General features: G+C 72.2%; 23 protein-coding genes and 1 pseudogene. All 24 read right to left on the reverse strand.

Features of this window, described 5'->3' with window-relative positions:
• Nucleotides 1-11: 11 nt before the first annotated feature.
• Nucleotides 12-920 carry a F0F1 ATP synthase subunit gamma gene (locus ASD06_RS01145; protein ID WP_056672090.1) on the reverse strand — a complete coding sequence of 303 codons (909 nt, stop codon included), beginning with the start codon at nt 918-920 and terminating at the stop codon, nt 12-14.
• Nucleotides 921-982: 62 nt separating this feature from the next.
• Nucleotides 983-2,620 carry a F0F1 ATP synthase subunit alpha gene (atpA, locus tag ASD06_RS01150; RefSeq protein WP_056672092.1) on the reverse strand — a complete coding sequence of 546 codons (1,638 nt, stop codon included), beginning with the start codon at nt 2,618-2,620 and terminating at the stop codon, nt 983-985.
• 87 nt (nt 2,621-2,707) lie between these two features.
• Nucleotides 2,708-3,523, reverse strand: coding sequence for a F0F1 ATP synthase subunit delta (locus tag ASD06_RS01155; protein ID WP_056672095.1), 816 nt, complete (start codon nt 3,521-3,523; stop codon nt 2,708-2,710).
• A complete protein-coding gene (locus ASD06_RS01160; protein ID WP_056672098.1) occupies nt 3,523-4,119 on the reverse strand; it encodes a F0F1 ATP synthase subunit B in 597 nt (198 codons plus the stop codon). Before ASD06_RS01160 ends, ASD06_RS01155 begins: the two co-directional genes overlap by 1 nt.
• Before the next feature lie 37 nt (nt 4,120-4,156).
• A complete protein-coding gene (gene atpE / locus ASD06_RS01165) occupies nt 4,157-4,372 on the reverse strand; it encodes an ATP synthase F0 subunit C (RefSeq protein ID WP_157371426.1) in 216 nt (71 codons plus the stop codon).
• A gap of 66 nt (nt 4,373-4,438) precedes the next feature.
• Nucleotides 4,439-5,230 (reverse strand): F0F1 ATP synthase subunit A, encoded by a 792-nt coding sequence (gene atpB, locus ASD06_RS01170; protein ID WP_056672100.1) that lies wholly within the window; start codon nt 5,228-5,230, stop codon nt 4,439-4,441.
• Nucleotides 5,231-5,339: 109 nt separating this feature from the next.
• Nucleotides 5,340-5,558: an AtpZ/AtpI family protein gene (locus tag ASD06_RS01175; protein ID WP_056672103.1), complete on the reverse strand. Its 219-nt coding sequence runs from the start codon at nt 5,556-5,558 to the stop codon at nt 5,340-5,342.
• 21 nt (nt 5,559-5,579) lie between these two features.
• Complete coding sequence (locus ASD06_RS01180) at nt 5,580-6,059, reverse strand: hypothetical protein (RefSeq protein WP_056672106.1); 480 nt, start codon at nt 6,057-6,059, stop codon at nt 5,580-5,582.
• 103 nt (nt 6,060-6,162) lie between these two features.
• On the reverse strand, nt 6,163-6,534 hold the full coding sequence (locus tag ASD06_RS01185; RefSeq protein WP_157371427.1) for a hypothetical protein: 372 nt from the start codon (nt 6,532-6,534) through the stop codon (nt 6,163-6,165).
• A 173-nt stretch (nt 6,535-6,707) separates the two neighbouring features.
• Nucleotides 6,708-7,829 carry a glycosyltransferase family 4 protein gene (locus ASD06_RS01190; RefSeq protein WP_056672108.1) on the reverse strand — a complete coding sequence of 374 codons (1,122 nt, stop codon included), beginning with the start codon at nt 7,827-7,829 and terminating at the stop codon, nt 6,708-6,710.
• Between the two features lie 9 nt (nt 7,830-7,838).
• On the reverse strand, nt 7,839-9,116 hold the full coding sequence (gene glyA / locus ASD06_RS01195) for a serine hydroxymethyltransferase (protein WP_056672109.1): 1,278 nt from the start codon (nt 9,114-9,116) through the stop codon (nt 7,839-7,841).
• A gap of 43 nt (nt 9,117-9,159) precedes the next feature.
• Nucleotides 9,160-9,816, reverse strand: coding sequence for an L-threonylcarbamoyladenylate synthase (locus tag ASD06_RS01200; protein WP_235502166.1), 657 nt, complete (start codon nt 9,814-9,816; stop codon nt 9,160-9,162).
• A gap of 101 nt (nt 9,817-9,917) precedes the next feature.
• The gene (prmC, locus tag ASD06_RS01205) at nt 9,918-10,796 is read right to left on the reverse strand and encodes a peptide chain release factor N(5)-glutamine methyltransferase (RefSeq protein ID WP_056672114.1); all 879 of its coding nucleotides are present in this window, start codon (nt 10,794-10,796) and stop codon (nt 9,918-9,920) included.
• Nucleotides 10,793-11,893: a peptide chain release factor 1 gene (gene prfA / locus ASD06_RS01210; protein ID WP_235502192.1), complete on the reverse strand. Its 1,101-nt coding sequence runs from the start codon at nt 11,891-11,893 to the stop codon at nt 10,793-10,795. Before prfA ends, prmC begins: the two co-directional genes overlap by 4 nt.
• A gap of 115 nt (nt 11,894-12,008) precedes the next feature.
• Nucleotides 12,009-12,236, reverse strand: a complete 228-nt coding sequence (gene rpmE / locus ASD06_RS01215) for a 50S ribosomal protein L31 (RefSeq protein ID WP_056672120.1) — start codon at nt 12,234-12,236, stop codon at nt 12,009-12,011.
• A 138-nt stretch (nt 12,237-12,374) separates the two neighbouring features.
• Entirely contained in the window at nt 12,375-14,468 is a 2,094-nt protein-coding gene (locus tag ASD06_RS01220; RefSeq protein ID WP_056672124.1) for an ATP-binding protein, read from the reverse strand.
• Nucleotides 14,465-15,979, reverse strand: a complete 1,515-nt coding sequence (locus ASD06_RS01225) for a glycosyltransferase family 2 protein (protein ID WP_200941778.1) — start codon at nt 15,977-15,979, stop codon at nt 14,465-14,467. The genes ASD06_RS01220 and ASD06_RS01225 overlap by 4 nt, the downstream gene beginning before the upstream one ends.
• The gene (locus tag ASD06_RS01230; protein ID WP_056672126.1) at nt 15,976-17,079 is read right to left on the reverse strand and encodes a HEAT repeat domain-containing protein; all 1,104 of its coding nucleotides are present in this window, start codon (nt 17,077-17,079) and stop codon (nt 15,976-15,978) included. Before ASD06_RS01230 ends, ASD06_RS01225 begins: the two co-directional genes overlap by 4 nt.
• Nucleotides 17,076-17,450 (reverse strand): response regulator transcription factor, encoded by a 375-nt coding sequence (locus tag ASD06_RS01235; RefSeq protein WP_056672128.1) that lies wholly within the window; start codon nt 17,448-17,450, stop codon nt 17,076-17,078. Before ASD06_RS01235 ends, ASD06_RS01230 begins: the two co-directional genes overlap by 4 nt.
• A gap of 173 nt (nt 17,451-17,623) precedes the next feature.
• Nucleotides 17,624-18,990: transcription termination factor Rho (gene rho, locus ASD06_RS01240; protein ID WP_235502167.1), on the reverse strand; the 1,367-nt coding region annotated here is incomplete at its 5' end.
• Nucleotide 18,991: 1 nt separating this feature from the next.
• Nucleotides 18,992-19,561: pseudogene (locus ASD06_RS19510) on the reverse strand (Rho termination factor N-terminal domain-containing protein); the annotation flags it as partial.
• 303 nt (nt 19,562-19,864) lie between these two features.
• Nucleotides 19,865-20,746 (reverse strand): homoserine kinase, encoded by an 882-nt coding sequence (gene thrB, locus ASD06_RS01245; RefSeq protein ID WP_200941779.1) that lies wholly within the window; start codon nt 20,744-20,746, stop codon nt 19,865-19,867.
• 31 nt (nt 20,747-20,777) lie between these two features.
• Nucleotides 20,778-21,863: a threonine synthase gene (gene thrC / locus ASD06_RS01250; protein ID WP_056672135.1), complete on the reverse strand. Its 1,086-nt coding sequence runs from the start codon at nt 21,861-21,863 to the stop codon at nt 20,778-20,780.
• A 2-nt stretch (nt 21,864-21,865) separates the two neighbouring features.
• Nucleotides 21,866-23,158, reverse strand: a complete 1,293-nt coding sequence (locus tag ASD06_RS01255) for a homoserine dehydrogenase (protein WP_056672921.1) — start codon at nt 23,156-23,158, stop codon at nt 21,866-21,868.
• Nucleotides 23,159-23,242: the final 84 nt, after the last annotated feature.

Raw genomic sequence — 23,242 nt, forward strand, 5'->3', positions numbered from 1 at the left:
CTCTCTCACTCTCAGTTCTCGACTCCGGCGGAGGCCAGTGCGTCGGCGCCGCCGACGATCTCGCTGATCTCCTGGGTGATCTCGGCCTGGCGGGCCTGGTTGGCCAGCCGGGTGTACAGACGGATGAGGTCGGACGCGTTGTCCGAGGCCGACTTCATGGCCCGCTGGCGGGCGGCCTGCTCGCTGGCCGAGGCCTGCAGCAGGCAGTTGTAGATCCGGCTGCCGATGTAGCGCGGCAGCAAGGCGTCGAAGACCGCCTCGGCGTTCGGCTCGAACTCGTACAGCGGCAGCACGTCGTCGGCCGCCGGTGCCGCCTCGCCCTCGACGACCTCCAGCGGCAGCAGCCGGATGACGTCGGGGGTCTGGGTGACCATGTTGACGAACCGCGTGAAGACCACGTGGATCTCGTCGACCCCACCGTCGTCCGAGCCGCGCACGAAGGCGTCGACGACGGTGTCGCCGATCTCGCGCGCGTTGTCGTACTGCGGCGACTCGCTGAAGCCGGTCCACTCCTGAGCCGTCTCGCGCCGGCGGAACCGGAAGTACGCCGAGCCCTTGCGCCCCACGACGTACGGCACCGGCTCGACCCCGCGCTCGCGCAGCAGCTCGCCGAGGCGCTCGCCCTCCTTGAGCACGTTCGCGGAGTAGGCGCCGGCCATGCCACGGTCGCTCGTGATGAGCAGCACCGCGGCGCGGCGAACGGTCTCCTTCTCGGTGATGAGCGGGTGCTCGGTGTTCGACCACGTCGCCACCGCCGAGACCGCGCGGGTGATGGCCCGGGCGTACGGGGTCGACGCCTCGACCGCGGAGCGCGCCTTGGCGATGCGCGAGGTCGCGATGAGCTCCATCGCGCTGAAGATCTTCTTCAGCGACGTGGTGGAGTTGATCCGCTGGCGGTAGACCCGCTGCTGGGCTCCCATGGTGCCTGCCGTCCTTCCTGGTCAGCGCTGGACTGGTGCGAGGTGCTCGAGGAGGCCTCGGCTCAGCCGCGCTTCTGCCGGACGATCTGCTCCTGCTCCACGTCACCCTCGTCGAGCGCGGCCGACTCCTCGTGGCCGGCCTCGACCGGGTTGCGGTCCTCGGTGCGGAAGGTCTTCTTGAACTCGTCGACCTCGTGCTGCAGGGCCGCCGCGGTGTCGTCCTCGAACTTGCCGGTCTCCTTGATGGTGCCCAGCACCTTGCTGCTGCGACGCAGGTGGTCGAGGAACTCGCGCTCGAACTGCCGGACGTCGCCGACGGCGATGTCGTCGAGCTGGCCGGTCGTGCCGAGCCACACCGAGACGACCTGCTCCTCCACCGGGTACGGCGAGTACTGGCCCTGCTTGAGCAGCTCCATGAGGCGCTGGCCACGCGACAGCTGCTGGCGCGACGCGGCGTCCAGGTCGGACGCGAACAGCGCGAAGGCCTCGAGCGCACGGAACTGCGCCAGGTCGATCTTCAGACGACCCGACACCGAGCGCATCGCCTTGATCTGCGCCGAGCCACCCACGCGGGACACCGACACACCGACGTTGACCGCCGGGCGCTGGTTGGCGTTGAACAGGTCGGACTCGAGGAAGATCTGGCCGTCGGTGATCGAGATGACGTTGGTCGGGATGTACGCCGACACGTCGTTGGCCTTGGTCTCGATGATCGGCAGACCGGTCATCGAGCCCGCGCCCATGTCGTCCGAGAGCTTCGCGCAGCGCTCGAGCAGCCGCGAGTGCAGGTAGAAGACGTCGCCGGGGTAGGCCTCGCGGCCCGGCGGGCGACGCAGCAGCAGCGACACGGCGCGGTAGGCCTCGGCCTGCTTGCTCAGGTCGTCGAACACGATGAGGACGTGCTTGCCCTCGTACATCCAGTGCTGGCCGATGGCCGAGCCGGTGTAGGGCGCGAGGTACTTGAAGCCGGCCGGGTCGGACGCCGGGGCCGCGACGATGGTGGTGTACTCCATCGCCCCGGCCTCCTCGAGCGCACCGCGGACGCCCGCGATGGTCGAGCCCTTCTGGCCGATGGCGACGTAGATGCAGCGAACCTGCTTGGTCGGGTCGCCGGTCTCCCAGAACTCCTTCTGGTTGATGATCGTGTCGATCGCCACCGCGGTCTTGCCGGTCTGGCGGTCGCCGATGATCAGCTGGCGCTGACCGCGGCCGATCGGGGTCATCGAGTCGATGGCCTTGATGCCGGTCTGCAGCGGCTCGTGCACCGACTTGCGCTGCACCACGGTCGGGGCCTGCAGCTCGAGCGCGCGGGTCTCGGTGGTCTCGATCTCGCCGAGGCCATCGATCGGCTTGCCGAGCGGGTCGACCACGCGGCCGAGGAATGCGTCGCCCACCGGCACCGACAGGATGTCGCCGGTGCGCTGGACCTCCTGGCCCTCCTCGATGCCCGAGAACTCACCGAGGACGACGACGCCGATGTCGCGCACGTCGAGGTTCAGGGCCAGGCCGAGCGTGCCGTCCTCGAAGCGGAGCAGCTCGTTGGCCATCACCGAGGGCAGACCCTCGACGCGGGCGATGCCGTCCCCCGCCTCGCTGACGCGCCCGACCTCCTCGCGCGCGGCCGCGCCGGGCTCGTAGGACTGCACGAAGCTGTCCAGGGCGGCCCGGATCTCATCCGGGCGGATCGTGAGCTCCGTCATCGTGGTGCCTGCCTTCTGTTCTGTCTCGTGGTGCTGGCTGTCAATGGTTCTGGGGTGGTGCGGTGTGCCGGTGGCCGACGGGGGGTATCAGCCCGCCAGGCGCCGGCGGACGTCGTCGAGGCGGCGCGACACGGTGCCGTCGAGCACCTCGTCGCCGATCTCGATCCGGATGCCGCCGAGGACGTCGGGGTCGACGTCGACGTTCAGCTGCACGGCCTTGCCGTAGAGGTCCTTCAGCGCCGCCGCGAGGCGGTCGCGCTGGTCGGCCTCGAGCGGCAGGGCGACCTTGACGTGGGCGACGAGCTGCTCGCGCCGCTCGGCGGCCAGGCTGATGTAGCGCTCGAGCCCGTTCGCCAGGTGCAGACCGCGACCGGCCAGCACCGCCCGGCGCACGAGCGTCAACGTCTCGGGCGCCGCCTTGTCGGCCAGCAGGCGCTCGACCAGGTCGGCCTTGCTCTGCGTCGGCGCGGCCCGGTCGGCCAGCGCCCGAGCCAGCGCCGGGTCGGCGTCGACGAGCCGCTCGAACCGGAACAGCTCGTCCTCGACGCGGTCGGCGCGGCCGGCCTTCTCCGCGCTGGCCAGCACGGACTCGGCAGCGAGGTCGTCGGCGGCGTCGGCGAGGTCGCGGCCGCGCGACCACCGCGACCGGACGAGCTCGCTGACGAGCTCGATGACGTCGGCCGAGGCCTTGCCGGTCAGCAGACGCTGCACGAGGGTGACCTTGGCGTCCGCGTCGTTCGACGGGTCGGTGAGCGCGCGGCGCAGCGACGGGTTCGCGTCGAGCACGTCGATCACCCCGAACAGCGCCGCCCCGATGGCCGCACCGTCGGTGCCGGCCGCGCCCAGGAGCGAGCTCAGTCGCTCCTGGGCCGCGGCCAGCGACTCACGGCTGCTGCCCTGCATCAGGAGTCCTGCCCGGCAGGCTCCGCCGCGACGGCTACCCGCTCGACGTTGCCGGCCTCGAGGTCGGCGAGGAAGCGCTCGACGGTGCGCCGCTGGCGCGCCTCGTCCTCGAGCGACTCCCCCACGACCTTGGACGCGAGCTGGGTCGCGAGCGTGCCGACCTCGGCGCGCAGCGCGATCACGGCCTGCTGACGCTCGGCCGCGATCTGGGCGTGGGCCGAGGCGACGATGCGCTCGGCGTCGGCCTGGGCCTTCTCGCGCAGCTCGGCGATGATCTGCGCGCCCTCGGCGCGCGCGTCCTCGCGGATCTTCGAGGCCTCGGCGCGCGAGTCGGCCAGCTGGGCGCGGTACTGCTCAAGCAGCTCGGCCGCCTCGGCGTTGGCCTTGTCGGCCTCCTCGATCTGGCCCTCGATGGCCGCCGCGCGCTCGGCGTACATCGTCTCCAGCCGAGGCACGACCTTCTTGGCCACGATCCAGTACAGGATGGCGAAGGCGATGATGCCGAAGATCAGCTCACCGGGGTGCGGGATGATCGGGTAGGCGTTCGCCCAGCCGCCCTGGTCACCCTCGGCCGCGAGGATCGTTGCGAGGTGCACGGGGATCTCCTGGTGTTGCGGTGGTCAGGGAGCGGGGTCAGCCCTTGAAGACGAACGCCAGCGCGAGGCCGAAGATGGCCAGCGCCTCGGCGAGGGCGAAGCCCAGGAAGGCGATCGGCTGGAGCATGCCGCGGGCCTCGGGCTGACGCGCGACGCCGTTGATGTAGGCGGCGAACACCAGGCCGACACCGATGCCGGGGCCGATGGCGGAGAGGCCGTAGCCGAGGATGGCGATGTCGCCGGTCAGGTTCATTTCATTCCTTTGCGGTTTCCCCGGAGCCGGTTGCCCGCGGGTGAGTGAATCGGTTGGGTCGGACGGTCAGTGCTCGTCGGCGAGGGCGCCGGCGATGTAGATGGCGGCCAGCAGCGTGAAGATGTAGGCCTGCAGGAACTGCACGAGGATCTCGAACACGGTCATCACGAAGCCCAGGATCAGCGAGCTGCCGCCGGCGATCTTGAGGCCGAACGAACCGTGGGTGAGCATGTACTCGCCGCCGCCGATGAACAGCACGAGGAGCAGGTGGCCGGCGAACATGTTGCCGAACAGTCGCAGCGCGAGCGTGACCGGCCGGGTGAACATGTCGGTGATCAGCTCGAGCAGGAAGATCGGCGGGATGAGCCCGGCCGGCAGTCCCGAGGGCACGAGGGACTTGAAGTAGCCGACGAAACCGCGCTTCTCGATGCCGATCCAGTGGTAGACCACGAAGACGACGATCGCGAGCACCGCCGGGAAGGCGATCCGGCTCATCGTCGGGAACTGGATCACCGGGACGACGCTGAACAGGTTGTTGAGCAGGATCAGCGTGAAGAGGGTGAACAGCAGCGGCATGAACCGCAGGAAGTCGTGGCTGCCAATGACGTCGCGGCCCAGCCCGTTGCGGATCATCCCGTAGGTGACCTCGGTGGCGGCCTGCTTGCGGCTCGGCACCACGGTGAGCTTCTTGGTGCCGGCGAGCAGCAGCCAGGCGATGATCGCGACCGACAGCAGGATGACGATGGACGCGCGGGTGACCGCGAAGGCGCCGTCGCCGATCAGCGGCTGCCAGAAGTCCTTGACGCCCGGGGTCTCGTACGTCGAGCCCTCGGCGGCAAGAGCGGCCAGCGTGCTCACAGGATCTCCTCAGCAGGCAGGGTGTTCGGAGTGCGGGTGTGCGAGGTGCAGGGGAAGCAGCGGGACCCGGCGGGTGGGCGCGCGGCGGCGCCTCGACGGGCGGCCGGGGTCAGTGCGTACCGTACCGGAACCAGATCAGGTACAGCGACAGCCCCATCCCGGCGACCAGACCCACTGGGAGCAGGAACGAGGTGCCCAGCCAGCGGTCGAGCAGCCAGCCGAGGCCGCCGTACACCAGCGGCCCGGCGAGCAGGTACGAGAAGGACCGCCAGGCGCGATTGGCCTCGGCGCCCGGACGCTCGCCGTCCGGCGGCTTCGTGGAGCTCATGTCGGCATCCAGGGTACCCGGTCATGACCCACCCCCGCCCCCGCCGGACTCGCCGTCGGGGTTTTCGGCCTGGGGTGCCACGAGCACGCGCATGCGTGTGAAGGCGCGCATCTCGAAGGCCAGCCACACGACCGTGCAGCCGATGATCGACAGCGCGAGCGCCTGGCCCGACAGCCAGGAGGCGCTCTGCAGGACGATCATCGCGATACCCAGGGCGAGGATCTTGCCGGTGTAGGTGGCCAGCACGACGGCCATGACCGCGGTGGGCTGCAGGTGCGCCGTCTGGCGCATCACGAGCAGACTGAGCGAGAAGAAGACGACGACCAGACCCGCGCCCAACGCGGCCGAGGTGGCGGTCCGCGCTCCCCCGAGGCCGGCGGCGAGGGTGACGGCGATGACACCCACCACGAGCGTCGCAACGAGCGAGCCGCGCAGCATCGTCGTGAACTGCTCGCGCGTGCGCGCGGCGCTCTCGGAGTGCGGACGGACGTCCTCGGCCATCACGGGGGCCTGCCTCTCGGCGGCTCGGGGGTGGTCTTCGGGCGGGCTGGACTGCTTGTGAATGCTATCACAAGCAGTCAGCCCGCCCTACCGGCCGACAGCGCTAGAAGATCCGCTTCCACCCACCGCAGGTGGCCACGGTGAACGTCGACTTCTTGCACTCGTTGATCTCGGCGTGCGGGGACGTCGTGGTCAAGGTGAACCCGACGCTGGTGTTGACGCCGTTGTTGTTGTCGATCTTGTGCGCACAGCACTCCGTCGAGAAGCGCACGTACAAGAAGACGTACTTGCCGTCGCCACCCGTGTCGTACACGCGGCCCGACATGACGGTGACGCCACCGGACGTCGAGTACGTCCCGCTGGCCTGAACCCCGCTGATGCAGCAGCTGGACCAGGATGACTGGGCATAGGCCGGGCTCGTCGCACCGACGAGCGCGAGCACTGCCAGGACCGCGCCCACAACGAATCGCTTCATCTTTCCTCCCGAGAGCCCCGAAGGGCGAGCCAGACCTCACCGGACCGGCCCCATCTCTGGAGGTCGAAAGTGATGACGGCCGGCGCCGTGTACCGCGCCACCCGCGCCAGTCAGGGTCACCGTAGGGGTAACTCACAAAACAGACAAAGATGCTTTTTCGTGCAAAGAAAACGTCAGTGCCGGCGGCTGTCGTCTCTGCGTGCACGCCGCGCTACCGGGGCAGCGACGGTCGTGGTGACCGCCAGGAGCGCGAGGGCCACGATCACCACCACGGCCCAGCGCAGTGGGAGCAACGCGAGCGCAGCGGTGCCGAGCCCCACGAGCGCGGCCCACAGGTAGAGCACGATCACCGCACCGGCGTGGCTGTGGCCGAGGGACAGCATCTGGTGGTGCAGGTGCTGAGCGTCCGGCTGCCACGGAGACCGGCCGGCCCGCGTACGCCGCACGATGGCGAGCACGAGGTCGAGCAGGGGCACGACGAGCACGGCCACCGGCATGAGCACCGGGAACAGGTAGACCAGCTGCCGCGGCAGGTCGCCCGAGGTCACGCCCTGAGGATCGATGTTGCCCGTGAGCGAGATCGTGGCCGCCGACAGCAGCAACCCGATCAGCATCGCCCCGGTGTCGCCCATGAAGATCTTGGCCGGGTTGAAGTTGAACGGCAGGAAGCCCACGCAGCACCCGATGAGCACGGCCGCCACGAGCGCCGCGACCGAGAACACGTTGGCGGAGTAGTCGCGCGAGATCGAGTAGGCGTAGCTGAAGAAGCCGACGGCGGCGATCCCCGTGATGCCGGCCGCCAGGCCGTCGAGCCCGTCGACGAAGTTCACCGCGTTCATCGTGGTGACCACCACGAGCACCGTGATCGCCACGAGGGCCGTGGTCGGCAGGTAGGTGACGCCGAAGATCGGCAGCGAGAGCATCTGCACGCCTTGCTGGGCCATCACCCCGGCGGCCAGCAGCTGCCCGGCGAACTTGGCCCAGGCCTCCAGGCCCCAGATGTCGTCGACGACCCCGAGGGCGACCACCAGCACGGCCCCGATGAGCACCGCCCGCAGGTCGGTCGAGTCGTGGGTCACCTGCGACAGCCGGGGCAGGTGGGTGGCCACGAGCAGTGCCACCGCCACGCCCGCGAACATGGCCAGACCACCTAGGCGAGGCATGGGCACCGCGTGGACGTCGCGGTCACGCACCGCCGTCATCGCACCGCGCCGGACGGCCACCGTGCGCACCAGGGGCGTGGCGACGTACGTGACCGCTGCGGCCACCAGCAGGACGAACAGGTACTCGCGCACGCGCGCCCGTCAGCCGTGCGGGTACGCCGGGAAGGCGCTCACCAGCTCGCTCACCTCGGCGCGCACCTCGCGCGCCACGGCGTGGTCGGGGTCGCCGTCCGTCTCCTTGACGGCCCGCGCGATGAGCGCGGCGACCCGCGTCATCTCGGCCTCACCCATCCCCTGCGTGGTGACCGACGGGCTGCCGACGCGGATGCCGGACGCCACGCTCGGCGGCTGGGGGTCGTTGGGGATCGCGTTCTTGTTCAGCACGATGCCAGCCGCGTCGCAGCGGGCCTCGGCGTCCTTGCCGGTGACGCCGGTGCTCGCGAGGTCGAGCAGCGCCAGGTGCGTGTCGGTGCCGCCGGTGACCGGGCGCATGCCGTGGTCGGCGAGCCCCTGGGTAAGGGCCTGGGCGTTGGCGATGACCTGCCGCGCATACTGCTGGTACTCCGGCGTCATGCACTCCTTGAGGTTCACGGCCTTGGCCGCGACCGCGTGCATGAGCGGGCCGCCCTGCATCATCGGGAACACGGCCTTGTCGAGCTTGGCCGCGTGCTCGGCCTTGCAGACCAGCGCGCCACCGCGGGGGCCGCGCAGCACCTTGTGCGTCGTGAACGTGACGACGTCGGCGTAGGGCACCGGGCTCGGGATCGCCTTGCCGGCGACCAGGCCGATGAAGTGCGCGGCGTCGACCATGAGGATCGCGCCGACCTCGTCGGCCACCTCGCGGAAGGCCTTGAAGTCGATGAGGCGCGGGATCGCCGAACCGCCGCAGATGATCATCTTCGGGCGGTGCTCGCGGGCGAGGTCGCGGACCTGGTCGTAGTCGATGTCCTCGGTCTTCGGGTTGACGCCGTAGTGGACGGCGTTGAACCACTTGCCGCTGAACGACACCTTGGTGCCGTGCGTGAGGTGGCCGCCGTGCGGCAGGCTCATCGCGAGCACGGTGTCGCCCGGGGCGCAGAACGCGCCGTACGCGGCGATGTTGGCGCTCGCTCCCGAGTGCGGCTGCAGGTTGGCGTGCTCGGCGCCGAACAGCTCCTTGGCCCGCTCGATGCCGAGCTGCTCGGCCTTGTCGACCTCGGCGCAGCCGCCGTAGTAGCGGCGCCCCGGATAGCCCTCGGCGTACTTGTTGCTCAGCGTCGAGCCGAGCGCCGCCAGCACCGCCGGCGAGGTGAAGTTCTCGCTCGCGATGAGCTGCAGGCCACTGCGCAAGCGGTTGAGCTCACCGAGCACCACCTCCGCGATCTCGGGGTCCTGCTGCTGCAGGGCGTCGAAGTCCGGACCCCAGAAGGTGTCGCTCATGGTCGTCACTCCGGTGTGGTGAGCTGGCTGGCGAGGACGCCCGTCACTCTATTGCCTCAGCCAGACCCTCGACGTCGGCGGCCACGGCCCGCAGTCGCTCGAGCGGGATGGGTCCAGCGCGCAGCACGCGCGGCACGGCGCCGGTCACGTCGACGATCGTCGAGGCGGTGGACGACGGGCTCGGGCCGCCGTCGAGGTAGACGCTGACGGCGTCACCGAGCTGGGCGATCGCGTCGTCGACCGTGGTGGCCGGGGGCTGGCCGTGCTTGTTGGCGCTCGTGACCGCCATCGGGCCGGTGAGCTCGAGCACGGCGAGCGCCACGCGGTGCAGGGGCATGCGCAGCGCCACCGTGCCGCCCGTGTCACCGAGGTCCCAGTCGAGCGTGGGCGCGGCGCGGCAGACGATCGTGAGCGGCCCGGGCCAGAAGGCTGCGACGAGCTCGCGCGCCGCCGGGCTGACGTCCATGGCCAGGCCGTCGAGGGTGCGCACGCTCGGCACGAGCACGGGTGGCGGGACGTCGCGGCCGCGACCCTTGGCGGCGAGCACGGCGGCCACCGCCTGCGGGTCGAAGGCGTCGGCGCCCACGCCGTAGACCGTGTCGGTGGGCATCACGATGACCTCACCGCGCTGGACGGCGTCCGCGGTGAGGCGGGCTCCCGTCGTCCGGCCGGTGTCGGTGCGAGCGTCGATGCGGTTCACGGGCGACATCCTGCCAGGCCCGCCGCCCACGAGATGTGACGCGTTCCCCACCTTCATTCGCCCGAGAAGCGTCGAGAACGCGTCACAAGTGGCCAGGGCGCTCAGGGGCGGCGACGACGGGCGGTGACGTAGCGGGGGCGGCCGGTGAGATCTCGATGGCCCCGGGCGTCGTCCCAGCCACCGGACGTCGTGAGCGCCCGCAGCAGCGCGTCCTGCTGGACGTCGGCGTGCTCGACGACGAGCAGGCCGCCCTCGGCGAGCAGCTCGGCCGCGCGCGCGATCACCTGGCGCGGCACCTGCAGGCCGTCGGGGCCTCGGCCGTACAACGCCACCTCGGGGTCGTGGTCGCGCACCTCGGGGTCGACGGGCACGCAGTCCGGCGGCACGTACGGCGGGTTGCTGACCACGACGTCGCACACGCCCTCGAGGTCGGGGCAGGCCGTCGCGGCGTCGCCCTGGCGCAGGTCGACCCGAGGGGCGTGGGCGGCCACGTTGCGCTGCGCCCAGGCCAGCGCCTGCGCGTCGAGCTCGACCGCGTGCACCTCGGCGTGCGGCACCTCGCGGGCCACCGCGATGGCGATGGCCCCCGAGCCGGTGCAGAGGTCGACGACCACCGCGCTGCGGCCCTCGGCGGTGAGGATCCGCTGCGCCTCGTCGACCGCCGGCTGGGCCACCACCTCGGTCTCGGGTCGGGGAACGAACACGCCGGGGCCGACCGCGAGGTCGACGCCCCGGAACGGCGCCGTGCCGGTGAGGTGCTGCAGGGGCACGCGCCGGCAGCGCTCGTCGACGAGCGCGGTGAACCGCTCGCCGAGCGTGACGTCGTCCCCGCGCAGCACGGCGAGGCGGACGTCGCCGAGGGGCCGGCCGAGCACGTGCGCCGCCAGCGCCTCGGCGTCGTGGCGGGCGCTCGAGACGCCCGCGCGCTGGAGCCGGGCGGTCGCCTCGCGCACCGCCTGGGCCAGCTGCTGCTCGCTCACTCCCCCATCGCCGCGAGCTGGGCGGCCTCGTCGGCCTCGACGGCGGACTGCACGACCGGGTCGAGGTCGCCGTCGAGCACGGCGTCGAGGTTGTACGCCTTGAAGCCCGTGCGGTGGTCGCTGATGCGGTTCTCGGGGAAGTTGTAGGTGCGGATGCGCTCGGAGCGGTCGACCGTGCGCACCTGCGAGCGCCGGGCCGCTGCCGCTTCGGCCTGCGCCTGCTCCTGGGCGATGGCGTGCAGGCGGGCGCGCAGGATCCGCATGGCCTGCTCGCGGTTCTGCAGCTGGCTCTTCTCGTTCTGGCACGAGACGACGACGCCGGTGGGCAGGTGCGTGATGCGCACGGCCGAGTCCGTGGTGTTGACGCTCTGCCCGCCAGGGCCGCTGGAGCGGAAGACGTCGATGCGGATGTCGTTCGCCGGGATCTCGAGCTCGACGGTCTCGTCCGGCTCCGGCATGACGAGCACCCCGGCCGCCGAGGTGTGGATCCGGCCCTGGGACTCGGTGACGGGCACGCGCTGCACGCGGTGCACTCCGCCCTCGTACTTCAGCCGCGACCACACGCCGTGGCCCGGCTCGGGCGTTCCGCGGTACTTGATCGCGACGGAGACGTCCTTGTAGCCGCCGAGATCGGACTCGGTGGCGTCGAGCACCTGAGTCGACCAGCCCTGGCGCTCGGCGTACCGCAGGTACATGCGCAGCAGGTCGCCGGCGAACAGCGCGGACTCCTCGCCACCCTCGCCGGCCTTCACCTCGAGGATGACGTCGCGGTCGTCATCGGGGTCGCGCGGCACGAGCAGCCGGCGCAGGTGCTCAGCCGCGGCGTCGCGCTGCTCGACCAGCGTGGGGAGCTCTTCGGCGAAGCCGGCGTCGTCGGCGGCCAGCTCGCGAGCGGCCTCGACGTCGTCGCACGCCTGCTGCCACGCGGCCCGGGCTGACACCACGGGAGTCAGCTCGGCGTACCGGCGGGCCAGGCGGCGCGCGCGCGCCTGGTCGGCGTGCACGGCGGGATCGGCGAGCTGGCGCTCGAGGTCGGCGTGCTCGGAGACGAGCGCCTCGACGGCGTCCTGCACCGGGCCTCCTGGTCTGGCGTGCATGATCACGGGCGGGATGGAGCGGGCGGGCTGGGGCTGGATGGGCGGGAGGACTGGGGTGCGGGTGAAACGCGACGGTGCCGGCACCCGCGCAGGGGTACCGGCACCGTCGAGAGCGCTACTTGGCCTCGGTCTTGGCGTCCTTCTTGCCGTAACGGGCCTGGAACCGGGCCACGCGACCGCCGGTGTCCATGAGCTTCTGCTTGCCGGTGTAGAAGGGGTGGCACTGGCTGCAGACGTCGGCGTGGATCTGGCCGGACGTCGCGGTGCTGCGGGTGGTGAACTGCGCGCCGCAGGTGCAGGTGACCTGCGTCTCGACGTACTCGGGGTGGATGTCGGTCTTCACGATGCTCCTCAGGGTGGAAGGGTCGCCGGGTCGTCAGGGGCGGCGGAGTGCCGCGGGACGTGAACCGGAACCAGCGGTCCAGTGTGCCAGACACTGCTCCGGGGGTCACAACGCGCGGTGCAGGTCGGGCATTCCAGGCTAGAACCGCACGTTGGCGGTCGGCTGGCCCGTGCCGCGTGAGACGTCCAGGCGCGGCAGCGTCACCGTGAACGTCGTGCCGTTGCCCTCGACCGAGTCGACCTCGACCTGACCGTCGTGAGCCGCGACGATGCCCGCGATGATCACCAGGCCGAGGCCGGTGCCGGGGATCTGTCGCTGGGTGGCGTTGGAGGCACGGTAGAAGCGGGTGAAGAGCGAGGAGATCTCGCTGGCGGGGATCCCGATGCCGGTGTCCTGCACCTGCACGACGAGCTCGTCGGCGGTGACCTGCACGGTGATGCTCACCCGCCCACGCCGTGGGGTGAACTTGATCGCGTTGCCCACGAGGTTGAGCAGCATGCGGTCGATCTGGCTGTGGTCGCCCAGCAGCACCGCCTCGGCCGGGACGGGGAACGCATCGATGACGACGCCCGCCGCATCGGCCTGCGGGCGCAGTGCGGTCACCACGTGGTCGACCACGCCGGCCAGCGCCACCGGCAGGCGCTCGCTGCGCACGGCACCCGCCTCGACCTTCGAGATCATGAGCACGTCCTCGATGAGGTCGCGCAGCCGCTGGGTGTTGCGCCCCACGATCTCGAGCATGTTGTCCTGCATGGGCTGCAGCTCACCCGCGTCGCCGTCGCGCATCATCTCGACGTAGCCGGCGATGCTGGTGAGCGGCGTGCGCAGCTCGTGGCTGATGGTCGACAGGAAGTCCGACTTCGTGCGGTCGAGCTCGCGCAGCTGACCCACGACGGTGTTCTGCTGCTCGAACAGGCGGGCGTGGTGCACCGCCCGCGCCAGGTCTCCTGCCACCGTCTCGATCAGGCCGACCTCGGCGGCGTCGAAGCGCGGTCGGCCCGCGGCACGGGCGCAGACGAGCACGCCGATGCGCTCCTGGCCGACGAGCACCGGCGCGATCACCATGGGCCCGGCGCCCGCGTAGGCGCGAGCCGCCGCGGCACCGCCGGTGCCCGCGGGGCCACCCTGCAGGTACTGCTCGACGTCGTCGACCGCCAGCGACTGGTGGCCCCGGGCGGCCACGGCGCCCGCCGACTCCAGCGGGTGCGTCGGCCCGGGAGGTGCCGGGTCGACGCTCGCCAGCCCGCGGGTCGACCACTGGGCCGCCACCGGACCCATCCGCCCAGCCTCGATGAAACGCACGTGCACGCGGTCGGCGTGCCCCATGGCGCCCAGACCACCCACGACCTCCTCCGCCACGGCGTCGGCGTGCAGGTGCTGGCGCATCCGGCGGTCGAGGTCGCGGGTGAGGCCCCGGACCTGGGCCCGGTCGAACTCGGCGTCGCGCAGACGCAGGCTCTGGTCGGCCAGCCGGTTGACGCTCGCGGCCACCGCCTGCATCTCGCTCGGGCCGCGCACCGGCATGCGCGCTTCGAGGTCACCCGCCGCGAGCCGGCGCAGGACGTCGCGCAGCGCCGTGAGCGGCGGCACGACCTGCCGCACCGTGAGCCACGCCAACGCCACCAGGCACACGACCGCGAGCACCGTGCTCGTGACCAGCAGCCACAGGCCCACCCGGCGTTGCTGATCAGCCCGGCGCAACGCCGCGTCGATCTGCCGCTCGACCAGCGCCGTGACCTGCGAGTTGGCGTCGCCGAAGGCGCTGAGCTGGGCGCGGGAGGCGGCGTACTGGCTGCTCGCGGTCGCCCGCGACACCGTGCCAGCGACCACGGGCGCCGCGTAGCGGGCGTACCAGCGCTGGGCGGCGGCATCGGACTCGGCCAGCAGCGCGCAGGCACCTGGCTGCTGCCGGCAGGCGACGCGAGCCCGCGAGAGCGCCGGGGCGTACCCGCTCCACTGCGTGCGCAGGTCGGTCAGCAGCGTGCGGTCACCGGAGATGAGGTACCCCCGCAGGTCGGCGGCAGCCCCCGTGGCGGCGTCGCGCAGCTGGGCATTGGCCCGCTCCAGGGGCACGCCGGCCCGGGCGACCTCGGACACCGCGGACGACGACGACCTGATCACCAGCACTCCCGCGACGGCCGAGCCCACCACGAGCAGGCCGACGACGGCGAACGCGGTGAGCAGCCGGCTGCGCATGCTGCCCGCGCCGCGCTCCTCGTGCTCGACGCTCACGTCGACTCCCGCGACGGTGCCGGGTCGGACGGAGCCGTGAGGGCGGTGGGAGCCGTGGGAGCCGTGGGAGCCGTGGGAGCCGTCGCGAAGCCCACCCGAGTCATCACGCCCCACTCGACGGTGCTGCGGCGCAGGGCCGACCACAGACCCTGCAAGCGCCACACGGCCGTCAGCTGGCGGTAGCCGACGTTCTCGACGAGCGCGGAGGCCGCCGTGAGCACGAGGTCGCTCCAGCGGCGGTAGCGGTGGAACGAGAACTCCTCCAGGGCGGCCGAGGCGATGGTGAGCAGGAACGCGTAGCCGAACGCGACGGCGCTGAACAGCAGCGCGAACGGCACGTTGACGGCGCCGACGGCCAGGCCGAGCAGCATCGCCACGAGCCCGACGAGCTCGATCACCGGTGCGAGCAGCTCGAACACCACGTAGTACGGCAAGGTGACCAGGCCGATCCGCCCGTAGCGGGGGTTCCCGATCATCCCGCGGTGGCGCCAGAGGGTCTGGGCGAGCCCGCGGTGCCAGCGGCGGCGCTGACGCGCGAGCACCTGCAGGGTCGACGGCACCTCGGTCCACACGACCGGCTCGGGCACGAACACCACGCGGTAGGCCCGGCGGGTGCGGCGCATGTGCTTGTGGATGCGGGTCACCAGGTCGAAGTCCTCGCCGACGTTGGTGGGGTCGAGTCCCCCGACCGCGACGACGACGTCGCGCCGGAACATGCCGAACGCACCGGAGATGATGGCGAGCGCACCGAGCCGTGACCACCCGGTGCGTCCCATGAGGAACGCCCGCAGGTACTCGACCGCCTGGATGCGAGGCAGCCACCGGCGCGGCATGCGGACGTCGACCACCCGGCCCGCCGCGACCAGGCAGTCGTTGACCGCCCGCACGACGCCGCCTGTCGCCACGACACGCTGCGGGTCGTCGGCGAACGGCTTGCTCACCAGCAGGAGCGCGTCGGTGTCGAGCAGGGAGTCGGCGTCGACGAAGCACACCAGCGGGTACCGGGCGGCGTTCGTGCCGACGTTGAGTGAGTCCGAGCGCCCGCTGTTGGTCTTGCGCACCACGACGAGTGGCGCCGACGAGGCCATGTGGACGTCGACCACCCGCCCGGACGTCGCGATCTCCTGCGGGATCTCACGGGGCACCCGGCGCAGGTCGAAGGCTGCGTCGAGTACGGCGAAGGTGTCGTCGGTGCTGCCGTCGTCGACGACGACCACCTCGAGCTCGGGGTAGCGCAGCGCCAGCAGGCTGCGCACGGACTCCACGATGCCGACCTGCTCGTTGTAGGCGGGCACGACCAGCGATACCGGCAGCGTGAGCGGGCTGGCGTGAGCCTCGTCGTACCCGGCGAAGGGCACGCGACGCAGCTGGCGCGCGAACTCCAGGGACGCCAGCACCACCAGCACGAGGTAGGAGGTGTTGATGAGCAGGAAGTAGCCGAGCACGCCGACGTCGAACGCGGCGAGCACCTGCACGACCGTGGGCCGCAGGCCGCTCAGCAGGTCGCTCACGGCGAGGTCCGCACCGGGGTCGAGGCGTCCTCGGTGCGCGGCCGGGCGAGGTCTCGCACCGCCAGCGCCTCGGCCGCGTACGTCGCCCCGGGCGCGCCGCTGCCGGCCATCTCGTGCAGCGCCTCCAGGCCCACCGGGCCCACCCCGGCCAGCGCTCGGGCGGCGTTGCTCGCCACGCGGTGCTCGGCGTCGGCCACGAGGGGTCGCAGCACGCGGACGGCTTCCGGGCCGCCCACGTCGCCGACCGCGCGCGCCGCGACCGCGCGCAACGCGGCCGGCTCCTCCGGCTCGACGCACCGACGCAGCACCGACAGCGCAGACGGGACGCCGATGCGCCCCAGCGCCCGAGCGCAACGGATCCGCACGTCGTCATCGGGGTCGCGCAGCGCGTGGCTCGACAGCACCCCCACGGCGGTGACCGCGCCACCGAGCCCGAGGATCTCGGCCGCGACCGCGCGGGCCGGGGCCTGCGCCGACGTCATGGCCTCGACCAGCGCGGGAGCCGCGCCGGGCCCGAGCCGGGCGAGGCTGCGCGCGACGATGCGCATCGGCACGGTGTGCGTCCCTGACACCGCGCTGAGCAGTGCCGGCGCCGACGCCGGGTCGCCGATCTCGCCCAGGGCCCGGGCCGCCACGATCCGCACCTCGGGATCGCGGTCGCGCAGCAGCAGTCGCTCCAGCTCGCTTCGCGGCGCGTGCTCACCCAGCAGCCCCAGCAGCTCAGCCGACCGCGCCCGCCGCACCGCGCCGCGCGCACCCAGGCGCCGGGTCAGCCGCGCGATCGTGCCCCGCCGGTCGAGCAGGTCGACGAGCACCTCGCGCGCCTCACCCCGCAGCTTGCGCACCATCGAGACGACGATGGGCTCGAGCGCCGCCCAGGTGGTGGCGTCGAGCTGGAGCAGCGTCGCGAGGTGCTCCTGGTCGATGTCGTCGTCGACCACGAGTGCGACGAGCAGCTGGCGGTGGGGTTCGGCGAGCGCCCGGGAGCGGCGGTGGGCCCGCTCGCGCAGCCCGCGACGGGCCACGATCGCCAACGCCAGCAGCAGGCACAGGCCGGCGATCGCCGTGCCCGCGACGGCGAACAGCGCCGCTGCGGTCACGACGTACTGCGCGCGAGCACCGCCTGCACCCGGCTGAGCAGCTCGCGGGGGCTGAAGGGCTTCACGACGTAGTCGTCGGCACCGAGGGAGAAGCCGGACTCGACGTCGGACTCCTGGGCCTTGGCGGTCAGCAGGATGACGCGGGTGGCGCCCACCTCCTCGTGGCCGCGCACCTCCTGCAGCACCTGACGGCCGCTGCGCCCAGGCATCATCACGTCGAGCACGGCGAGGTCGGGCCGGTGCTGCAGCACCTGCGCTAGCGCGTCGTCGCCGTCCGCCGCCGTGAGCACCGTGAAGCCCGCGGCCTGCAGCTTGAAGGCCACGAGCTCGCGGATGTCTCGGTCGTCGTCGGCGACGAGCACGGTGGTCACGGCAGCCTCCGTGGCTGGTGGAGGGGGCGGCCCGCTGCCGTCCCGCAGGTGCTGTGTCGGCTGGTTCTCGACCGACCTTAAGCCGAACGGGTGACATGACAGCGCCCCCGCCACGCTCAGCGTTGCGGGGGCGCCTGGTCGCCGCAGCTCAGGGGCCCGCGTGCGCGCCAGCGTCAGTCGTCGTCGCCCTTGCCCGGCACCGGCGTCGTCTTCTGCACCTGCATGAGGAACTCGGTGTTGCTGCGGGTGTCCTTCAGCCGCGACATGAGCAGCTCCAGCGCCTGGACGGAGTCGAGCCCCGAGAGCACCCGGCGCAGCTTCCAGATGACCTGCAGCTCCTCGCGCCCGAGCAGGATCTCCTCGCGCCGTGTGCCCGAGGGGTTGACGTCGACCGCCGGGAAGAGGCGCTTGTCGGCCAGGCGGCGGTCGAGCCGCAGCTCCATGTTGCCGGTGCCCTTGAACTCCTCGAAGATCACCTCGTCCATCTTCGAGCCCGTCTCGACGAGCGCGGTGGCGAGGATCGTCAGCGAGCCGCCGTCCTCGATGTTGCGCGCGGCGCCGAAGAACCGCTTGGGCGGGTACAGCGCGCTGGAGTCGACACCACCGGACAGGATGCGCCCGCTCGCCGGGGCCGCGAGGTTGTAGGCGCGACCCAGGCGGGTGATCGAGTCGAGCAGCACGACGACGTCGTTGCCGAGCTCGACCAGCCGCTTCGCCCGCTCGATCGCCAGCTCGGCCACCGCCGTGTGGTCGTCGGCCGGACGGTCGAAGGTCGAGGCGATGACCTCGCCCTTCACCGTGCGCTGCATGTCGGTGACCTCCTCGGGCCGCTCGTCGACGAGCACGACCATGAGGTGGGCCTCGGGGTTGTTCTTCGTGATGGCGTTGGCGATCGCCTGCAGCACCAGGGTCTTGCCGGCCTTGGGCGGAGAGACGATGAGGCCGCGCTGGCCCTTGCCGATCGGCGAGACCAGGTCGATGATCCGCGTCGTCAGGATGCCGGGATCGGTCTCCAGGCGCAGCCGCTCCTGGGGGTACAGCGGAGTCAGCTTGCCGAACTCCAGGCGCTGCTTGGCCTGCTCCGGCGACATCCCGTTGACCGTGTCGAGTCGCACCAGGGCATTGAACTTGTTGTGCCGGCCCTGACCCTGGTGGTCGCCCTCGTGCGGCTGCCGGACGGCGCCGGTGACGGCGTCACCCTTGCGCAGGCCGTACTTCTTGACCTGGCCCAGCGAGACGTACACGTCGTTCGGGCCGGGCAGGTAGCCCGACGTGCGGACGAACGCGTAGCTGTCGAGGACGTCGAGGATGCCGCCCACCGGCAGCAGCACGTCGTCGTCGGTGACCTCCGGCTCGTCCAGGCCCGGGCCACCCTCGGCGCCGCGCCCCCGGCGCTTGCGGTCGCGGTAGCGGCCCCGGCGACGGCGGCCGCCACCCTCCTCGTCGTCCTCGAACCGGCCGCTGTGGCGGTCAGGCTCGCGGTCGTTCTGAGCGCGGTCGTTCTGAGCGCGGTCGTTCTGAGCGCGGTCGTTCTGAGCGCNGCGCTCCTGCTGACGCTCCTGCTGACGCTCCTGCTGACGCTCCTGCTGACGCTCCTGCTGGCGCTCCTGCTGACGCTCCTGCTGGCGCTCCTGCTGACGCTCCTGCTGGCGCTCCTGCTGGCGCTCCTGCTGGCGCGGGCCACCGCGACTGCTCTGGCGCTCGCGCCGCGGTGCCCGCTCGGCCACCTCACCCTGCGCGGCGCCCTCGGGCTCCCGCGCCTGCGGCGCCTCCGGAGACTGCGGAGACTGCGGAGACTGCGGCGACTGCGGCGACTGCGGCTCGGTCGGCGCCTCGCTGCGCTGCGGCGCGGCCGGCGGGGTCTGGGCCGGGGCCTCGGTGCGCTTCTCAGCTCGCGCTGCAGCGGGTCCGCCGCGCCGCTCGGAGATCGCGGCGATCAGGTCGCTCTTGCGCATCTTGGCGATGCCGCTGATGCCGAGGTCGGCGGCCATCGCCTGCAGCTCGGGCAGGCGCTTGCCGCTCAGGCCGCCGCTGCGAGCGGGGCGAGACGCGGAGCCGGCCTCGGACGACGCGTCAGCGCTCGGCGCGACGCGTTCGGTGGTTTCGGTCAAGGAACCCTTCTCCCCTCGTCGTGACCGGCAGATCGGTCACGGTGTCGCCACCCGGCGCTGCTGCCTGGGTGGGGTCGTCGCCGCTCTCGGTACCGCCAGCCCACAGCCTCAAGGGAACCGCACGAGGCGGTGAGGTGATGGGCTCGCGGAGGCACGTCCCTCGAAGGGACGAACGGAGGTGGCGGCTGCGTCGGCATCCGGAAGGCGGGGAGCGCGCCGGAGCCGGGACGCGCAGTCACGATAACACCAGCCGTGCCGAGCCGTCGTGGCCTCCCGCACGCCTGTCGCGGGCGTGTCGGTACTTCAGCCGACCGTCGCGGCGCCCGGTCCGCCGACGTCCGGTGTCAGGCACTGCCAGCCTGGTCCAGCCGCCGTGGCGCTGTGCTGCCGGTGAGAGTCGAGCCGGGCGGACGTGGTCAGCACGAGCACGCTCGGCCCGGCCCCCGACACCACGGCGGCCAGGCCGTCGCGGCGCAGTCGCTCGACCAGCGCGATGGTCTCGGGCATGGCCGCGGCGCGCTGGCGCTGGTGCAGCCGGTCGTGCGTCGCGGGCAGCAGCAGGCTGGGCTCGGTCGTCAGCGCGTGCACCAGCAGCGCGGTGCGCGCGACGTTCACGGCGGCGTCCTCGTGGCTGACGCTGGCCGGGAGCACCGACCTGGCCTGGTGCGTCGCCAGCCGGGTGGTGGGCACGAGCAGCACAGCGGCGACGTCCGGATGCACTGCGAGCCTCACGGCGTCCGGCTCCTCGACCGGCCCCCAGGCGATCGTCAGGCCGCCGAGCAGGGCGGCGGCGGCGTTGTCGGGGTGGCCCTCGAGCTGGGTGGCCGCGCGCAGCAGCAGGTGGTCGTCGAGCGCATCGGCGCCCACGAGGTCACGGCCGGCGACCAGACCCCCCACCACCGCGGCGGCGGACGATCCCAGGCCACGACCGTGGGGAATCGCGTTGCGGCACACCAGGTGCAACCCCGACGGCTGGGGCGCACCCGCGACGTCGAAGGCGTGCCGGATCGCCCGGACGACGAGGTGCCGCTCCCCCGCGCCGGCCAGCTCGTCGGCGCCCTCGCCGCTCACCTCGACCACGACGTCGGGCCGCTCGAGCACCTCGACGCTGATCTCGTCGTGGATGCCGAGCGCCAGCCCGAGGCAGTCGAATCCCGGCCCCAGGTTGGCACTCGTCGCACCCACGCGCACGCGGGTTCTCGCACGCCCGGGCACGTCAGCCCTCGAGGCCGAGGGCCGCCGCCGCGGAGATCGCGTCGACGGGCACCCGCACCGGCTGGACGTCGGAGCCGTCGAGGGTGCGCAGCGCCCACTGCGGGTCCTTCAGCCCGTGACCGGTGACGGTGCAGACCACCCGCTGCCCGGGCACCAGTCCACCGGACGCGTGCACCTTCAGCAGGCCGGCGACACCGGCTGCCGACGCCGGCTCGACGAAGACGCCCTCACGGCTCGCGAGCAGCCGGTGGGCCTGCAGGATCTCCTCGTCGGTCACCGCGTCGATGCGGCCGCTGCTGCCGTCGCGCGCGGCCTCAGCCTGACGCCATGACGCAGGGTTGCCGATCCGGATCGCCGTGGCGATGGTCTCCGGGTGGTCGATGGGGTGACCCTGGACGATCGGCGCGGCGCCAGCGGCCTGGAAGCCCCACATCGCAGGGGTTCTGGACGCCGGACCCGGCTGCTCGGAGTCGTGCGTGTACTCCTGGTAGCCCTTCCAGTAGGCCGTGATGTTGCCGGCGTTGCCCACGGGCAGGCAGTGGACGTCGGGCGCGTCCCCGAGCGCGTCGACCACCTCGAAGGCGGCGGTCTTCTGGCCCTCGATGCGGTACGGGTTCACCGAGTTGACGAGCTCGACGGGGTAGGCCTCGGAGAGCTTGCGGGCCAGGGTGAGGCAGTCGTCGAAGTTTCCGTCGACCTGCAGCAGCGTCGCACCGTGCGCGATGGCCTGGCTGAGCTTGCCCAGCGCGATCTTGCCCTCGGGCACCAGCACACCGCAGGCCATGCCGGCCGCAGTCGCGTAGGCCGCCGCGGACGCCGACGTGTTGCCGGTGCTCGCGCAGATCACGGCCCGGGCGCCGCGCTGCGCCGCGTGCGAGATGGCCATGGTCATGCCGCGGTCCTTGAACGACGCCGTGGGGTTCATCCCCTCGACCTTCACCCACACCTCGCACCCGGTGAGCTGCGACAGGTGCCGGGCGCGCACGAGCGGAGTGCCGCCCTCGCCGAGCGTCACCACGGGCGTCGTGTCGTCGACCGGCAGCCGCTCGCGGTACTCCTCGATGACGCCCCGCCACTGGTGAGCCACGGCTACTCCCCCTCGACCCGCATCACGCTGACGACACCGCGGACGACGTCGAGCCGGCCGAGGTCGTCGACGGTGGCCGACAACGCCTCGTCGCTCGCCTGGTGGGTCACCACCACGAGCGCAGCGCGGTCGGGCTGGTCGCTGCCCTCGGCCCGGTGCAGCTGCTGGCGCACCGTCTCGATCGACACCTCGTGCGCGGCAAACACCTGCGCCACCTGAGCCAGCACGCCCGGGCGGTCGGCGACGTCGAGGCTCACGTGGTAGCGCGTGCGGGTGCGGCCCATCGGCAGCACCGGCAGGTCGGCGTACGACGACTCCCCGGGCCCCCGACCACCGAGCACCCGGTGGCGCGCGACCGAGACGACGTCGCCGAGCACCGCGCTCGCTGTGGGCTCACCGCCCGCTCCCGGGCCGTAGAACATCAGCCCACCGGCGGCCTCGGCCTCGACGAAGACGGCGTTGAACGCGCCGCGGACGCCGGCGAGGGGGTGGCTGCGGGGCAGCATCGCCGGGTGCACCCGCACCGACACGCCCGGCTCGCCGCCGTCGTCACCAGCGCGCTCGCAGATCGCGAGCAGCTTCACGACGCAGTCCATGTCGCGCGCTGCCGCGACGTCGGCCGCCGTGACCTCGGTGATGCCCTCGCGGTACACCGCGGACGCCGGCACGCGGGTGTGGAAGGCCAGCGACGCGAGGATCGCCGCCTTCGCGGCAGCGTCGAAGCCTTCGACGTCAGCCGTGGGGTCGGCCTCGGCGTAGCCGAGCTCCTGCGCCTGCTCCACGGCCTCGGCGAACCCGGCACCGGTGGTGTCCATCTGGTCGAGCACGTAGTTGGTGGTGCCGTTGACGATGCCGAGCACCCGCCGGATCCGGTCACCGGCGAGCGACTCTCGCACCGGCCGCACCAGCGGGATCGCGCCTGCCACCGCGGCCTCGAAGTACAGATCGACGCCGTGGCGCTCGGCCGCCGCGTACAGCGTCGGGCCGTCTTGGGCGAGCAGCGCCTTGTTGGCCGTCACGACCGACGCACCGTGCTGCATCGCCGACAGGATCAGGGACCGGGCGGGCTCGATCCCGCCGATCACCTCGATCACGATGTCGGCGCGCCGCACGAGCTCCTCGGCGTCGGTGGTGAACAGCTCCTCGGCGACGCCGGTCGCGGACCGGTCACGGCCGGTGCGCCGTACGGCGATGCCCACGATCTCGAGCCGCCGGCCGGCCCGAGCGGCCAGCTCGTCGGCGTGGGTCGTCAGCAGCCGCGCCACCTGCGTCCCGACGACGCCGCAGCCCAGCATCGCGACGCGGAGCGACTCCGCCACCTGCGCACCTCCCGTGTCGTGGCCGCCATCATGGCGGGTGTCCGCCCACTGACCACCCAC

Origin of the sequence: Angustibacter sp. Root456 (genome assembly GCF_001426435.1) — a bacterium.
In the GTDB taxonomy this organism is placed as follows: domain Bacteria; phylum Actinomycetota; class Actinomycetes; order Actinomycetales; family Angustibacteraceae; genus Angustibacter.